Here is a 15,356-nt window from a genome sequence, read left to right on the forward strand (position 1 = left end):
CGATCAGTGCGAGAAGGGGTAGAGCTTCCAGTAGGCTTTGATTTGCTTCCAACGGTGGGCCAGCCCGTCCGGCTCGAACACCAGGAACAGAATGATGACGAGACCGACCGACATTTCGCGCAGGAAGGCGATGTTGTCCTTCAGGTTCAGCGCGGTGTCGATGGCGGTGCCGCTGACCAGCTTGCTGGCCGCCTGCATCAGTTCGGGCAGCAGGACCATGAAGGCGGTGCCCATCAGCGTCCCCATGATCGACCCCAGACCGCCGATGATGATCATGCCCAGGAATTGGATCGAAAAGACGATGGTGAAGCCCTCGACCGACACGAATTGCAGGTAGTGGGCGTAGAGCGCGCCGCCGATCCCGGCGTAGAAGGCGGAGATGCCGAAGGACATCGTCCGGTATTTGGTCAAATTGATGCCCATGATCTCGGCGGAGAGATAATGGTCGCGCACCGCCACCAGGGCGCGCCCGTCGCGCGTCCGCATCAGGTTGGTGCCGAGAATATACATCACCACCATGGCGACCAGCACGACGTAGAAGTAACGCTCGTCGGTGTCGAAAGCGAAGCCGAAGATGGTCAACGGCTCGGCGATGGTGCCGTTGGTGCCGCCGGTGAACCAGTCGGCGCGGGCAAAGAAGTCTTGCAGGATGTATTGGGCCGCCAAGGTGGCGATGGCCAGATACAGCCCCTTCAACCGCGCGGCGGGCATGCCGAAGATCAGCCCGACGCCGGTCGTCAACACGCCCGCCAGCGGGATGGCGAGGAAGACCGGAACGCCCCAGCGGTTGTTCAGCCAGGCCGAGGCGAAGGCGCCGAAGCCGAAGAAGGCGGAATGGCCGATGGAGATCTGGCCGGTGAAGCCGACCAGGATGTTCAGGCCAAGCGCGGCGATGCCGAGATAACCAATCTGGATCAGCAGGCTGAGCCAATAGCGGTCCATGAAGGCCGGGCAGGCCAGCAGAAGAACCACGCCAAGGATTGCGAAGTTGCGGCTGGTGACGGTCGGGAAAATCGTGGTGTCGGTCCCGTAGGACGTCTTGAAATCACCACTGGGAATGATGCTGACGTTCGCCATTTTGGCCTCACACGCGCTCGATGTCTTTGGTGCCGAACAGGCCGTACGGCTTCACCATCAGGATGGCGATCAGGACGTAGAAGGGGGCGATTTCATACATGTTCCCCCAGTTCAGCCATTGGCTGTCCACATAGTGCGCCATGTTCTCCAGCACGCCGACGATCAGGCCGCCGATGACCGCGCCGATGATGCTGTCCAGCCCGCCCAGAATGACCGCCGGAAACACCTTGATGCCGAAGAAGGAGAGGGCCGACGACACGCCGTTGACCACACCGACGGTCACGCCCGCCACTGCCGACACCATGGCGGAGATCGCCCAGCTCATCGCGAACATCTGGCGCACCGAAATGCCGAGCGATTGGGCCACCTGCTGGTCGAAGGCGGTCGCCCGCATCGCCAGACCCAGGCGCGAGTATTTGAAGAACCAGCCGAAGCCCGCCATGATGAGGATCGATATGCCCAGCGAGACGACGTAGACCGTCTGCACCTGCAAGCCGAAAACGTCGAGCGTCGGGCTGGCGAAGATTTGCGGGAAGGGCTTGGCGAAGACGCCGAACATCCATTTCATCGCCGCCTGGAAGACGATGGACAGGCCAATCGTCACCATGATGACGGAGATGATCGGCTCGCCAATCATCGGGCGCAGCACGACGACCTGAAGCACGACGCCGAAGATCAGCATGAAGACCAGCGTGATCGGAAAACCGATCCAGAAGGGCAACTGCCAGGAGGTCAGCAGCCACCAGCAGGTCCATGCCCCGATCAGCAAAAATTCGCCCTGGGCGAAGTTGACGATGCGGCTGGCCTTGTAGATCAGCACGAACGACATGGCGACCACGCCGTACAGCGCGCCGACGATCAGGCCGTTGACGAGAAGTTGGAAGAGAAGGGTCATGGCTGGCGTCCCCTTAAGCCGCGACCGGCTGGCGCTTGGCCGCCGTCGGCGCGAGGTCGATGACGGTCAAGGTGGTGCGGATGCGTTGCTTGGTGCCGTCCTGGAAGGAAATCATCGTGTCGACGTCGATTGTCGGCTGGCCGGCGTAGATCGATTCGATGATCGTGCCGTATTTGTCGGCGATGACGCTGCGGCGCACCTTGCGGGTGCGGGTCAACTCGCCGTCGTCGGCGTCCAGCTCCTTGTAGAGCAACAGGAACTTGGCGATGCGCTGGGCTTCGGGCAGGGTTTGGTTGACCCGCTCCACCTCCGTGCGCAACAGCTCGTAGACTTCGGGGCGCGAGGACAGATCGGCGTAGGTGGTGAAGGCGATCCGGTTCTTTTCCGCCCATTTCGACAGGATCGACAGCCGAATGCAGATCATCGCCGACAAATAATCGCGCTTGTCGCCCAAAATCACCGCTTCGGCGACATAGGGGCTGAATTTCAGCTTGTTTTCGATGTATTGCGGGCTGAAACGGTCGCCATGCGCCGTGGTGGCGATGTCCTTGATGCGGTCGATGATGACCAGATGGCCGTTCCTGTTGAAGAACCCGGCGTCGCCCGTGTGCATCCAACCGTCCCGCACGTCGCCCATCGTGGCTTTTTCGTTGCGGTAGTAACCGGCGAACATGTTCGGGTGGGTGGTGACGATCTCGCCGACGCCGTTGTGGTCGGGGTCGATCACCTTGACCTGGATGCCGTCGTCGAACGGCAGGCCGACGGTGTCGAAATCCACGTCGTCGCCGCGATGAACGGTGTAGGCCCCCATCGTTTCGGTCTGGCCGTAGATCTGACGCAGCGGCACGCCCAACGCCTGGAAGAATTTGAAGGTGTCCGGCCCCAGGGCGGCGCCGCCGGTGGCCGCCGATTTCAGATTGGTGAAGCCCAGCCGGTCGCGCAGCGCGCGGAACAGGATCCAGTCGGCCACGGCGGACCGCTTGCCCTGCGCCAGCGCCTCCAGCCCCAGCTTCATGCCCAACTCGAACATCTTTTGCTTGAAGGGGGAGCTGTCCATCATGCGGGCGCGGACGTCGGCGGCGATGGCCTCCCACAGGCGCGGGGCGAACAGCACGAAGCTCGGCCCGATCTCGCGGAAGTCGTGCATCATCGTCTCGGCTTCCTCGACGAAGTTCACGCGCATCCGCGACACGATGCCCATGCCGACGGCGTAGACCTGTTCCATGATCCAGGACATCGGCAGGACCGAGACGTATTCGTCCTCCGGCCCCTTGGGATCGACCGACAGATAGCTGGCGACGTGGCGGATCAGGCTGCCCGCCTGCAACATCGCCATCTTCGGATTCGACGTGGTGCCCGACGTGGTGCAGAGGATGGCGACGTCGTCGCCCTTGGTCGCCGCGACCATCGCGTCGTACAGCGCGGGCTGTTGGCGGTGCAGCTCCTCGCCCATCGCCACCAGATCGGCGGCGGGCAGCAGGCGCGGGTCGGTGTATTTGCGCATGCCGCGCGGGTCGGAATAGATGATGTGCTGCAAGGTCGGCAGGCGGTCGGCCAGAGTCAGCAGCTTGTCGACCTGCTCCTCATCCTCGGCGATCACCACCTTCACGTCGGCGTAGGTGATGAGGTAGGCGATTTCCTCGTCCAGCGCGTCGCGGTAGATGCCCAGGCTCAGGCCGCGCAGCGCGTGGGTGGCCACCTCGCCCATCAGCCAATCCGGGCGGTTGTCGCCCAGCAGGCCGACGACCTCGCCGGGAACCACGCCCAGCTTGGTCATCCCCAGCGCGAAGGCGCGGACGCGGGCGTTCACCTGCTCCCAGGTGAAGGTGCGCCAGATGCCGAAATCCTTTTCGCGCAGGGCGATTTCGCCGCCATGCTCGCGGGCGTGCAGGGCCACCAGCTTGACCAGCGTGTCGTTCACGCGCAGATCGGGCAGGTTCATGCTGGAACCGACGGCGGATGTGTGCCCGGCCATCACGCGACCTCCTTCTGCTGGGCGGTGTGGGCGCTGGGGGCCTCGCCATCCTCGTCGTCCTCGCCCAGATAGGCGCGGCGGACGCGGGGGTTGGCCAACACCTCTTCGGGCATGCCCTCGGCGATCTTCTTCCCGAATTCCAGCACCATGACCCGGTGCGAGATGTCCATCACGACGCCCATGTCGTGTTCGATCATCACCACCGTCATGCCGAACTCTTCGTTCAGATCGACGATGTAGCGGGCCATGTCCTCCTTCTCTTCCAGATTCATGCCGGCCATCGGCTCGTCCAGAAGGATCAGGTCGGGTTTCAGCGCGATGGCGCGGGCCAGCTCCACCCGCTTGCGCAGGCCGTAGGACAGGGTTCCGGCGGTGGCCTTGCGGACATGCTGGATTTCCAGGAAATCAATGATTTCCTCCACCTCGCGGCGGTGCGCCAGCTCTTCCTTGCGCGCGCCGGTCAGCCAATAGAGCGAGCCGGTGAGGAAGTTGTTTTTGAGCAGATGGTGGCGGCCGACCATGATGTTGTCGAGCACGGTCATGTGCCCGAACAGCGCCAGATTTTGAAAGGTCCGGCCAATGCCCAGCGCCGCGCGGTGATTCGGCGTCATCGCCGTCACGTCCGCGCCCTTGAAGAAAACCTTGCCGTCGGTCGGCTTGTAACGGCCCGAGATGCAATTGACCATGGAGGTCTTGCCGGCGCCGTTCGGGCCGATGATGGAAAACAATTCACCCTTGCGGATGCCGAAGCTGACGTCGGTCAGTGCCTGCACGCCGCCAAAGCGCAGATTGACGCCGCGCGCCTCAAAGATGGTCTCCGCCTGGGAGGACTCAGACCTTTGGGCGGGGGCCGACTGGGCATGGCCACGGTGCGATGCGACGGGCGCGCCGGACATTTCCTCCTCCGTTGCTGTTGGTTCGGCTTTTCGATGGTGCGTCGGCTCTTGCCGGCCGGTTGGTCCATATTGTGGACCTCATTTGCGGCAACACAGGCACTCTACACGAGGTTTGGTTCTGTTATCAACACTGACATTCCGCCTGCTCGCGTTTTTTGGTCGCGACAGGACGTCACATAGTCCATAATGTGGACCATCATGACGACCAAGACCCAACCCCCTCCCTCCGCCCTGTCCGGCGGCACGCAAAGCCTCGAACGCGCCATCGCCCTGCTGCGCGCGGTGGCGGCCTCGGGCGCGGACGGCGCGCGGCTGGCCGATCTGATGACCGGCGTCGGGCTGTCCAAGGCCACCGCGCACCGCCTGCTGATGGCGTTGAGCCGCGAGGGGTTGATCGAGCAGGACAGCCGCAGCCGTCGCTATCACCTCGGCCCCGATCTGGACGCGCTGGGCCAGTTGGCCGCCGCCCGCCACCGTCCGCCCGCGCCGCCTGAATCCGTCCTTTCAGAAGCCCCCGTGCGCCCGTCGGCCTTTCTGCGGCCCGAATACCGGGGGGATTCGATCCCGCTGGCGACCCTGCTGTGCGACCGCCACGTTCACACCGCCGACGGGGCGCGGGCGGCGCTGCTGCACGAAAGCGTGGCCGGGCAAACCACCGAACTCAGCTTCGCCCGGTTGGCCAGCGATTCGGCGCGCTTCGCCAGCGTGCTCGCCGGGTTGGGCGTGGTGAAGGGCGACCGGGTGGCGGTGCTGCTGCCCAAGGGGCCGGAGCTGCTGATCGCGGCGCTGGCGATCTGGCGTCTGGGCGGCGTCTACATGCCGCTGTTCGCCACCTACACCGCCTCGGCGGTCGCCTACCGTCTGGCGGAAAGCGAGGCGCGGGCCATCGTCACCAACGGCTTTCTGCGCCGCAAGCTGCCGCGCGACAACGCCCGCCCGGTGGTGATGGTGGAGGGGGACGAGGCCATCGGCCCCGACACCACCCTGTTCTGGTCGGCCCTGCACGAGGCCGCGCCGCTGGCCGACGTCGCCCGTTATCGGGAAAGCGACGCGCTGGCCCTGATCTACACCTCGGAATCCGAGCCGACGCCGCTGGGCGTGTCGCTGCCGGTCAAGGCGCTGTCGGGGATTGAGCAATACATGCGCATCGGCCTGGATCTGCGCGACGACGACATCTATTGGAACATGGCCGATCCCGGTTGGGCCTATGGCGCTTATTACGGGCTGGTCGGGCCGCTGCTGCTGGGGCGGACGACGATCTTCTGCGACGGCCCTTACGACGTGCGGCAGGGTTATCGCATGTTGACCAAATTCGGCGTCACCAATTTGACCGCCGCGCCGTCGCAGATCCGGGCGTGGCACGGGGCCGATCCCGGCGGCAACCATCAATTCGCCCTGCGCATCCTGTCGGTGGTGGGCGAGCCGCTGCCGCCCGACCTGATCGCCTGGGCCAATCGGACGGTGCGCGTGCCGCTGCTCGACCAGTATGGCCAGCGGGAAACCGGCATTTTCATCGTCAACCGTTACGATCCCGACGCGACCAGCCAGCCGGGCGATGGTTCGTTGGGTCGCCCGATGCCGGGCTTTCGCGTGGTCGTGCTTGACCCGGACGGTCGCGAGGCGCCGGTCGGCGGGGCGGGGGAAATCGCCATCGACGTGGAAAAATCACCGCTCTTCTGGTTTGAAGCCTACGCCAACGATCCAGAGCGCACCGCCCGGCGGTTCCGCCACGGACGCCGCTATTACCTGACCGGGGATTGGGCGTTTTTGGACGCCGAGGGCAACATCCATTACCGTGGACGGGCGTCCGACGCGATTCTCATGCAGCAGGGGGAATAGCGCGGCCCAATGTCAGTCGGCGCCAGGATGCGCGTCGGGTTCCTGGAGGTGGCGGTTGGTCGCGGTGACGGCGGCCTCCAGCAAGGGCAGCAAGGCGGCGACCCGTTCGCTGTCCGTGTGCTGATCGTTGATGAGCTTGGCGATGGCGGCGACGCGCGGCGTGCCGAAATTGGCCGCCAGCCCGGCCAGCGTGTGGGCCGCTTGCTTCAACGCGCGCGGGTGGTTGTCTTGCAGCGCCGCCTGGATGGCGAAGACTTCGCGCGACGCGGTTTCTGGCAGAAGCAGCAGCATGCCGTCCAGGCTCTGGCTGCCCAAGGCCAGCCGCAATTCGGCCTGTTTGACCCGATCCACCAGCGGAAGCCGGGCGAAGGCTTCGCTTTCCGGGGGGGAGCGGCTGGGAACAGGGACGGCGCGCCCGTCGTCCGGGCGCGCGACAAGGTCAAGGATGACAGCGTTCAAATGGTCCCACTCAATCGGCTTGGTCAGATAAGCGTCGAGACCGGCGGTCATGTGGCCGTCGCGGTGTTCGGGCAGGGCGTCGGCGGAAATGCCGACGATGGGAATGCGGGAGACGGGGGAGTTCATGCAACGGATCGCTTTTGCGGTGGCGCGCCCGTCCATCACCGGCATTTCCATGTCCAGCAGCAACAGGTCATAGTCGGACTCTTGCAACGCCTCGACCGCCTCCAGCCCGTTGACCACCGCGTCGATCCGATGGCCCAACCGCGTCAGCATGGCGGTGATGAGCATGCGGTTGACGTCGTTGTCTTCGGCCAGCAGCAGGCGCAGGGACACCGTCGAAACGCTGGCCGATGGCGTCACGGTCAGCGTTGATCGCGCGCCCAGTTCGGGCGGCGGCGCGGCTTCGGACGCGCGCGTCAGGAGCGAAAAGCGAAAAATCGCGCCTTCTCCTGGCGCGCTTGAGAGGGAGATTTCGCCGCCCATCGCCTCGACCAACCGCTTGCAAATGGCCAGCCCCAGGCCGGTCCCGCCATATTTGCGGCTGGTGGACGCGTCCGCCTGGACGAAGGCGCCGAACAATCGGCCTTGCTGCTCCGGGGTCATGCCGATTCCGGTGTCGTGGACCTCGAACCGCAGGGTGATCGGCGACGCGGCGCCATCGCCTTTTGGATCGGAGATTGGCGCGTCGGGCGACCAGACGGTGATCTCGACGCCGCCGCGCTCGGTGAATTTGATGGCGTTCGACACCAGATTGAACAGAATCTGCCGCAGCCGCGTCGGATCGCCACGGACATGGCGCGGCGTGTCCTCGGCGATGGAGGCCGACAGACTCAACCCCTTGGCGGCGGCGCGCACCAGAAACAGTTGAACGACGTCGTCGATCAATCGGTGCAGCGAAAAGTCGATCTCCTCCAGCGCCAGTTGCCCGGCCTCGATCTTCGAGAAATCGAGAACGTCGTTCAGAATGCTCAACAGGGTTTCCGCTGACGAGCGCAAGGTCTTGACGAAGGTCTTTTGCTGGTCGCTGAGCGGGGTTCCCATCAACAGATCGCCCATGCCGATGACGGCGGTCATCGGGGTGCGCAACTCGTGGCTCATCATCGCCAGAAAGCGCGATTTGGCGCGGCTGGCGTTTTCGGCGGCGATGCGGGCCTCGTCCGCCTCTTCCCGCGCCCGGTCCAGATCCTCGGCCAGGGCGAAGGTTTCGGCGGCCAGCTTGGTCAATTGATTCTGAGCGTCGCGCAACTCCCGCTCCGACCGATGGCTACGGGTGACGTCGGTGCAGGACCCGGCGAACCAGCGCACGCCGCCATCCGGGCCAAAGATCGGACGCAGCGACAGCGCGTTCCAAAAGGGCGCGCCGTCCTTGCGGTGGTTGAGAATCTCGACCGAGGTCGGACGGGCTTCGGCCATGGCGGCGCGGATTTCGGCGATGGTGGCCGGATCGGTGTCGGGGCCTTGCAGGAACCGGCAGTTGCGCCCGACCACCTCCCTGGCCTCGTAGCCGGTCATCTCCAAAAAGGCGCGGTTGCAATAGACCAGCGGCATGTCGGGACGGGTTGGGTCGGCGATCACGATTCCCGCCCCGGTGGCTTCCACCACGGCGATGAGCATGTCGGCGGGCGGCAGGGGCGCGCCATCCTCAATCGTCGGCAGGGGGGGGAGCGTGGTCACGGCGGGGGAGCGGTCCAAAATGGTGAGCGTGAATCGCAGAATACGGCGTCCCGCCGGTCTTTTCCATCGCCGCCACATCAATTGCATCCGGTTTGGAGCCGGAAAAACGACGAAACATTGCGCCGCGAAAGTTACTTTGTTAACGAATAGTCAATACTGCACCACCGACACTGATTTTAATCAGGATGATCAGGTGGCGGACAGAACGCCGCACAAGGGGAGACGCGGGATGGGTCTGGAGGCTGGAAACGGAACCCGTCGCATTCGGACGATTCACGATCTGGGCGTCTTGTTGATCGAAGACGATGATTTCACCCGCAAGCTGATTTCACGCCTGCTGCACGACATTCGGGTCCGGCTGGTGTTCGAGGCGTCCGACGGCGTGCAGGCGTTGGACGTTCTGCGCAAGAATGGCCATGATGTGGACATCGCCATCTGCGATCTGGAAATGCCGCGCATGGGCGGCCTGGACCTGCTGCACGCCTTGCGAACCGCGACGGGAAACCCGCTGGCTGAATTGCCGGTGATCGTGCTGACCGGCCATCGCGAGGCCGACATGGTCAAGCGGGCCATCGCCTATGGCATTTCCGGCTATCTGGTGAAGCCGGTGTCCAAAACGGATCTGATGAAACGACTGGGCTTCGCTCTTCAGCAGCGGGCGCAGACCTAAGCCGGACAGCCAAGGCGTAGACCTCAACCCGTGCTGGCGCTTCCGGCCCGCATCCTGTAGAAAGAGCGTCATCGCCGCTGCGCTGCAAAAGGTCCATGGCTCCGCAACACCCGTCACCCGGTCTTCGCCGCTTTTGGAGCCGGGGACTGCCGTGAGCAAAGATCGACCTTCCGGGTCGTCTGACCAAATCCGTTCGGGCGATCCGTCCGGGCGGACGCGCGCTTCCGATCTTCTCAATGATTTTCTGACCACGGATCACCACCCCCGCATCGCGCTGGGCGATGTGTTGGCGGTGCTGGGCGACCGCGCCTTTGGCGCGTTGCTGCTGATCCTGTCGATTCCCAACATTTTGCCAGTTCCCGGCCTGTCCACGGCGACCGGCGTGCCGATGATTTTGATCGGCGCGCAGATGGCCTTTGGCCGTTCCGGCCTGTGGCTGCCGCGCCGGGTTCAGGCGGTCACGCTGGACCGTGACGCCTTTTTGGCCGTGATGCGGCGGGCGCGCCCTTGGGCGGAGCGGGTGGAGCGCCATTTGCGGCCCCGCCTGCCCACCATGGTCGGGGCGCGGGCCGAACGCGGTCTTGGGCTGGCGATCATGCTCTTGGCCGCCGCGCTGGCGCTGCCCATCGTGTTCGGCAATCAACCGCCCGCCTTCGCCATCGCCCTGATCGCGCTGGGTCTGATCGAGCGCGACGGGCTTTTCGTTCTGGCCGGGCTTGCGTCCGGCATCATCGCGCTGTTCATCGTCGCCGCTGTCCTCTTGGGTTTGGGCACGGCGGGCGGGGCGGCGTGGCACTATCTTTTCGGCTGAGGGAGCGCCCTTCGGGCATGACGCCATGATCTGGGAATTGCTGGTCATTCTGCTGTTGATCCTGCTCAACGCCTTTTTCGCCATGTCGGAAATGGCGCTGGTGTCGGCGCGCCGCGCCCGGCTTCAGCAGATGGCCGAAGGGAAGGGGGGGAAGGGCGCCCGCGCGGCCCTGACCCTGTCGGAGGATCCCAGCCGCTTCCTGTCCACCGTTCAGGTCGGCATCAGCGTCACCGGCATCGTCGCCGGCGCCTATGGCGGGGCCACTCTGGCGGATCGGTTGGGGCTGGTGCTGAACGAGGTGTCGTGGATCGCGCCCTATGGCCAGCCGGTGGCCTTCACTCTGGTGGTCGCCGCGATCACCTATTTCTCGCTCATCATTGGCGAGCTGGTGCCAAAGCGCATGGCGCTGGTGGACGCGGAGCGAATCGCCTGCCTGGTCGCCGGGCCGATGAGCACGGTGTCGCGGGTGTCCGCGCCGGTTGTTTGGCTTCTGGGCCTGTCGGGCGACGCGGTGTTGAAGCTGCTGCGCCTGCCCACCGTGCGCGAGCAGACCGTGACCGAGGAGGAGGTCAAGACCCTCATCAAGGAAGGCACGCAAACCGGCGTGTTCGATCCGGCGGAACGGCAAATGATCGAGGGCGTCCTGCATCTGGCCGACCGCAGCGTCCGCTCGATCATGACGCCCCGCCCGGACGTGATTTGGCTGGACGTCAACGATCCCATCGACATGGTCAGCCGCGAGATCCGCGACAGCGGCTATTCCCGCTTTCCCGTGTGCAGCGGCGACGTGGACGAGGTGCAGGGCATCGTCTCCACCAAGGCGCTGTTGGACCAGTCGCTGAACGGCAAACCCTTTGACCTGCGCGCGGCGCTGGCCAAACCCCTGGTGGTGCATGACGGCACGCCTGTGCTGCGCCTGCTGGAACTCTTCAAACAGGCCAGCGTCCATATGGCGGTGGTGGTGGACGAGTATGGCAGCGTCGAGGGCATCGTCACCATGACCGACATCCTGGAAGCCATCGCGGGCGAATTGCCCGAGTTGGGCCAGGACAGCGAGGCCGCCGCCGTGCAACGCGAGGATGGCAGTTGGCTGGTGGACGGCATGTCCCCGATCGAGGAGGTCGAGGCGCTGGTCGGCATGAAGAACATGAAGGGCGACGGCGATTTCCACACGCTGGCGGGCTTCCTGCTCAACCATTTCGGCCATGTCCCGACAGCGGCGGAGCATTTTCACTGGCGCGGCATCCGTTTCGAGGTGGTGGACATGGATGGCCGCCGCATCGACAAGGTGCTGATTCAACGCGACCCCGACGAAGCGGAAAGCTGACGCGCCGGGGGCGTTCCAAAAACAAAACGGGGAGGGGCGGCGCATGGCCGGGCGGTGGTTCGAGGATTTCCAGATCGGCGACGTGATCGAGTCGGAGGGGGCGACCCTGACCGACAGCATGATCATGGATTTCGCCCAACGCTTTGACCCGCAGCCCTTTCACATCGACGTGGTCGCGGCGGCGGCGGGACCGTTCCAGGGGTTGATCGCCAGCGGCTTTCACACCCTGTCGCTGACCTTCCGTCTGCTGCGCGACACCGGGATCATCACCGGCACCGGGCTTGGCGGCTCCGGCATGGATGAGCTGCGCTGGCTGATGCCGGTGCGTCCCGGCGACACCATCCGCGTGCGGGTCGAGGTGGTGGAGACCAAGGCGTCGCGTCGCGGCGACCGGGGCACGGTGCGGCTGGCCTACGCCACGCTGAACCAGCGTGGCGAGACCGTGATGACCTGCGTGATGAGCCACATCGTCGCGACCCGCGCGATTTCGGTCTGAGCGACCGCTCCCTCTTACGCCGCCAGCGCCGCGCCGCTGCGGTTCCGGTCGCGGATGTCGGCGACGAAGCCCTCCACGCTGCGCCGCAACTGGCTGGCCTCGCCGATCAGGGCGTCGGCGGTGGCGGCGACCTCGGCGGCGACCGACAGGGTTTGCCGGGCCTCGTCCGACACGTTGGCGGCGTGGGCGTTGATGTCTTCGGTTCCGGCGGCGGCCTGATGGATGTTGCGGCCAATCTCGGCCAAGGCGCCGCGCTGTTGGTCAATGGCGGCGGCGATGGCGGCGGCGGCCTGGTGCAACTCGCTGACGATTCCGACGATGTCGCGCACGGCGGTCACGGTGCGGTCGGTGTCGGTTCGCACCATGTCGATTTGCGCGGCGATGTCGTCGGTTGACCGCGCCGTCTGGCTCGACAACAGCTTGACCTCGTTGGCGACGACGGCGAAGCCTTTGCCGCTGTCCCCGGCGCGCGCCGCCTCAATGAAGGCGTTCAGCGCCAGCAGGTTGGTTTGCGAGGAAATCGCCCGGATGATGTCCACCACCTGAGAAATGCGAACCACGGCGGCGGCCAGCTCCTGGACATTGTGGTCGGCGCCGTCGGCCTGGGCGGCGGCGGACACGGCGACCTTGGCGGAATGGCCGATCTGCCGGGCGATTTCCTGGCTGGTGGCGTTCATCTCCTCCGTCGCGGCGGCGACCGAACGGACGTTGGCCGAGGCCAATTGGCTGGTTTCGGCGACCGACGCGCTGTGCGCGCTGGTCCGCTGGGCGTTGTCGGCCATCACAGCGGCGGCGACGCGCAACCCCTCGATCCGCTCGCTCATGCCGCGCACCATGGTTTGGATGCCGGTTTCGATACCGTCGGCCAACGCCAGCATGCTGGCCCGCCGGTCGGCCAGCGCCGCCCGCTCCATCTCTTCGCGCTCCGTCCGCATGCGTTCGACCCGGTCGCGATGCTCCTGAAAGACGGTCAGGGCGCGGGCCATCGTGCCGATTTCGTCGCGGCGGGCGGCGTCGGTCAGGATGATGGTTTCCCCGCCGCGCGACAGGGCGTCCATGATCCGGGTGATGCGCAGGATCGGCACGGCGATCATCCGGCCCATCAGGATGGAGGCGAGCAGCCCGACCACCACCAGCGCCCCGCCGATGGTGAAAACCGAGGCGACGGCCTCCGCCGCCTGGGCGACGGCGCTTTGGCCGATGCGGTCGCGTTCGGCGCTTTGCAGGGCGGAGAGCGCCTCCATCTCCTTGCCGATTTGCTGGCCGTTGGTGTCGAGCACGCCGGTGGCGATGCGCTGGCGTTCCTGCGCGACCTCCGACAGATCGGCGACGTTGCGGCTGTAGACGGCGGCGGTGCCGGAGACCCGGCCGACGATCTCGGCCAGCGGCGCGGCGTCTGGGCGAGCTTTCAGGGCGGCGAGCGCCTGCGTCAGCGATTCGATGGCCTTGGCCGCGCTCTCGGCGTCGCTGCGCTCGCTGGTCACGGCGAAGCGGCCAACGGCGAGTTGGGCGGTCAGCGACAGCTTCATCACGTCGCCCGCCGCGTCGGCGAGCGGCGGGGCGTCGGTCTTGCGCGCCGCCTCCATCAGGCCGGACAGTTGTCCGTTCAACGCCGTTCCCAACCCGCGCAGCAGCGCCACCGAGGCGTCCCGCCGGCCTTGCAAATCCAGCACGCTCTTGAACGCCTCGCCATAGCTGGCGACCAGGGCGCCGATGCGCTCCAACTCGCGGCCCTGCCGGGAATCGCCAGCGGCGGCGCCGGTCAGGGCGGCGGCGATGGCCTTCAGCCCCTGTTGAACCTCGTCCACGCTGGCGGCGTCGCCCTTGGCGAGGAAACGTTCCAGCGCCAGACGGATTTCCAACATGCCAACCCGCAACTGACGCAGGCGGATGTCCTGTTGGGAAATGCTTTCGTACTGGGACAGGGCGTCGCTGGTCGTCACGATGCCGTCATACCCCTTCCAGGCGACGACGGCGATGCCGACGGTCATCGCGACGCCCAGGCTGGCGATCTTGACGGTGATGGGCAAATCTCTGAGCCGGAGCATGGTTGTGCCTTCCTCCCCGGCGGATTTTTGGGTGTGGTTCGGCCCGGCCTGCGTCCCCTCGCCGGTTGGGGGCGGCCTTTTTGGGCAAGGATCGGTCTTTGGTGGTGTCTGAGATTGATAGTCTTACGAACAGTTCTGCCCGGTCAATAACTAATTCACAATGAGTTATTTAATTCAATTAAGGGGCGAGAAAATCAGACGGCGCGGCCAGCGCACGCGGGCGGCGCCGGGGGCGAGAAAGCGGATTGGCTGCAATCATCCCCGCGCGGCGAGCGCGCGGATGGCGAGCGCCGCCGCCGAGGCGCGGTTTTCAACGCCCAGCTTGGCGAAAACCTGTTCCAGATGCTTGTTCACGGTGCGCGGGCTGATGCCCAGAATCTCGCCAATGTCGCGGTTGGCCTTGCCGTTGGCGATCCACAGCAGCACCTCGGCCTCGCGCGCGGTCAGGCCCAGCGCGTCGCGCAGGATGGCTTCCTGCCGCCCGGCGGTGGGTTCGCTGAGCCGGAACAGGAATTCGTCCGGGTTGGCCGGGCTGAGATAGACGAAGTCCAACCGTCGCACGGCGTCGCCGTCGGGAACCTCCAGCCGAAAGCTGTCGTTCGATCCGGCGGGAACTTGGCGCAGCCGGTTCAAGCCCGCCGACAGGGTCGCCGCCAGCGGGGAGCTTGCGCCGTCCGGGCCGGGCAGCAGGCCGTTCAGCAGCCGTTCGGCCTGCGGCGTGCACCACAGCAACCGGCCCTCGCCGTTGGTCGCCAGCAGAAAGCGCCCGGTGGCGTCCAGCGCGGCGCGCGCGCCGTAGGACACCCGCGCGTTGGTCAGATGGACGCGGATGCGGGCGATCAACTCGTCCACGATGATCGGTTTGGTCAGGTAATCGACGCCGCCCGCCTCCAGCCCCTTCACCACATGCTCGGTGTCGCTGAGGCCGGTCATGAAGATCACCGGCAGATGGGACAAATGGGGAACCTGCTTCAGCCGCCGACAGGTCTCGAACCCGTCCAGGCCGGGCATCACCGCGTCCATCAGGATCAGGTCGGGGGTGATCTGGCCCAGCAGCTCCAGCGCGCTTTCGCCATCCACCGCGACCAGCACGGTCAGATCCGCCTGTTCAATGGCTTCGGTGAGGAATCCCAGCGTGTCGGGCGTGTCGTCCACCACCAGGATCATGTCGCGGCGCTTCATCGGC

General features: G+C 65.6%; 12 protein-coding genes. 5 read left to right on the forward strand and 7 right to left on the reverse strand.

Annotation, left to right across the window (positions count from 1 at the left end; translation table 11 throughout):
• Positions 1-3: 3 nt before the first annotated feature.
• The 4 genes from D3877_RS25780 to D3877_RS25795 are packed head-to-tail and all read right to left on the reverse strand — an operon-like array spanning position 4 to position 4,843.
• Positions 4-1,077, reverse strand: a complete 1,074-nt coding sequence (locus tag D3877_RS25780; protein ID WP_119833679.1) for a branched-chain amino acid ABC transporter permease — start codon at positions 1,075-1,077, stop codon at positions 4-6.
• 7 nt (positions 1,078-1,084) lie between these two features.
• Positions 1,085-1,972 (reverse strand): branched-chain amino acid ABC transporter permease, encoded by an 888-nt coding sequence (locus tag D3877_RS25785; RefSeq protein ID WP_119833680.1) that lies wholly within the window; start codon positions 1,970-1,972, stop codon positions 1,085-1,087.
• Between the two features lie 13 nt (positions 1,973-1,985).
• Positions 1,986-3,947, reverse strand: coding sequence for a long-chain fatty acid--CoA ligase (locus D3877_RS25790; protein WP_238475088.1), 1,962 nt, complete (start codon positions 3,945-3,947; stop codon positions 1,986-1,988).
• Positions 3,947-4,843 carry an ABC transporter ATP-binding protein gene (locus D3877_RS25795; RefSeq protein ID WP_199720993.1) on the reverse strand — a complete coding sequence of 299 codons (897 nt, stop codon included), beginning with the start codon at positions 4,841-4,843 and terminating at the stop codon, positions 3,947-3,949. Before D3877_RS25795 ends, D3877_RS25790 begins: the two co-directional genes overlap by 1 nt.
• 198 nt (positions 4,844-5,041) lie before the next feature.
• Between D3877_RS25795 and D3877_RS25800 the strand changes: the two genes are divergently transcribed.
• Entirely contained in the window at positions 5,042-6,682 is a 1,641-nt protein-coding gene (locus tag D3877_RS25800) for an AMP-binding protein (RefSeq protein WP_119834034.1), read from the forward strand.
• 12 nt (positions 6,683-6,694) lie between these two features.
• On the opposite strand, the gene D3877_RS25805 is transcribed toward D3877_RS25800, so the two are convergent.
• Entirely contained in the window at positions 6,695-8,818 is a 2,124-nt protein-coding gene (locus tag D3877_RS25805; protein WP_238475089.1) for an ATP-binding protein, read from the reverse strand.
• 229 nt (positions 8,819-9,047) lie between these two features.
• Here D3877_RS25805 and D3877_RS25810 point away from each other — a divergent pair, with 229 nt between their 5' ends.
• The 4 genes from D3877_RS25810 (at position 9,048) to D3877_RS25825 (ending at position 12,122) form a co-directional block, all read left to right on the forward strand.
• Positions 9,048-9,488 carry a response regulator gene (locus tag D3877_RS25810; RefSeq protein WP_119833682.1) on the forward strand — a complete coding sequence of 147 codons (441 nt, stop codon included), beginning with the start codon at positions 9,048-9,050 and terminating at the stop codon, positions 9,486-9,488.
• Between the two features lie 151 nt (positions 9,489-9,639).
• The gene (locus tag D3877_RS25815) at positions 9,640-10,299 is read left to right on the forward strand and encodes an exopolysaccharide biosynthesis protein (RefSeq protein WP_119833683.1); all 660 of its coding nucleotides are present in this window, start codon (positions 9,640-9,642) and stop codon (positions 10,297-10,299) included.
• 25 nt (positions 10,300-10,324) lie between these two features.
• Positions 10,325-11,626: a hemolysin family protein gene (locus D3877_RS25820; protein WP_119833684.1), complete on the forward strand. Its 1,302-nt coding sequence runs from the start codon at positions 10,325-10,327 to the stop codon at positions 11,624-11,626.
• Between the two features lie 43 nt (positions 11,627-11,669).
• Complete coding sequence (locus tag D3877_RS25825) at positions 11,670-12,122, forward strand: MaoC/PaaZ C-terminal domain-containing protein (protein ID WP_119833685.1); 453 nt, start codon at positions 11,670-11,672, stop codon at positions 12,120-12,122.
• A gap of 14 nt (positions 12,123-12,136) precedes the next feature.
• On the opposite strand, the gene D3877_RS25830 is transcribed toward D3877_RS25825, so the two are convergent.
• Together D3877_RS25830 and D3877_RS25835 are read right to left on the reverse strand one after the other, a co-directional pair.
• Positions 12,137-14,170, reverse strand: a complete 2,034-nt coding sequence (locus tag D3877_RS25830; RefSeq protein WP_119833686.1) for a methyl-accepting chemotaxis protein — start codon at positions 14,168-14,170, stop codon at positions 12,137-12,139.
• 255 nt (positions 14,171-14,425) lie between these two features.
• On the reverse strand, positions 14,426-15,352 hold the full coding sequence (locus D3877_RS25835) for a response regulator transcription factor (RefSeq protein ID WP_119833687.1): 927 nt from the start codon (positions 15,350-15,352) through the stop codon (positions 14,426-14,428).
• Between the last annotated feature and the right edge of the window lie 4 nt (positions 15,353-15,356).

The organism is Azospirillum cavernae, from assembly GCF_003590795.1.
Lineage (GTDB): Bacteria > Pseudomonadota > Alphaproteobacteria > Azospirillales > Azospirillaceae > Azospirillum > Azospirillum cavernae.

Coding starts and splice junctions, on each gene's coding strand:
- D3877_RS25780 (WP_119833679.1), bottom strand. CDS start 1,077: ATGGCGAACGTCAGCATCATTCCCAGTGGTGATTTCAAGACGTCCTAC.
- D3877_RS25785 (WP_119833680.1), bottom strand. CDS start 1,972: ATGACCCTTCTCTTCCAACTTCTCGTCAACGGCCTGATCGTCGGCGCG.
- D3877_RS25790 (WP_238475088.1), bottom strand. CDS start 3,947: ATGGCCGGGCACACATCCGCCGTCGGTTCCAGCATGAACCTGCCCGAT.
- D3877_RS25795 (WP_199720993.1), bottom strand. CDS start 4,843: ATGTCCGGCGCGCCCGTCGCATCGCACCGTGGCCATGCCCAGTCGGCC.
- D3877_RS25800 (WP_119834034.1), top strand. CDS start 5,042: ATGACGACCAAGACCCAACCCCCTCCCTCCGCCCTGTCCGGCGGCACG.
- D3877_RS25810 (WP_119833682.1), top strand. CDS start 9,048: ATGGGTCTGGAGGCTGGAAACGGAACCCGTCGCATTCGGACGATTCAC.
- D3877_RS25820 (WP_119833684.1), top strand. CDS start 10,325: ATGATCTGGGAATTGCTGGTCATTCTGCTGTTGATCCTGCTCAACGCC.
- D3877_RS25825 (WP_119833685.1), top strand. CDS start 11,670: ATGGCCGGGCGGTGGTTCGAGGATTTCCAGATCGGCGACGTGATCGAG.
- D3877_RS25830 (WP_119833686.1), bottom strand. CDS start 14,170: ATGCTCCGGCTCAGAGATTTGCCCATCACCGTCAAGATCGCCAGCCTG.
- D3877_RS25835 (WP_119833687.1), bottom strand. CDS start 15,352: ATGAAGCGCCGCGACATGATCCTGGTGGTGGACGACACGCCCGACACG.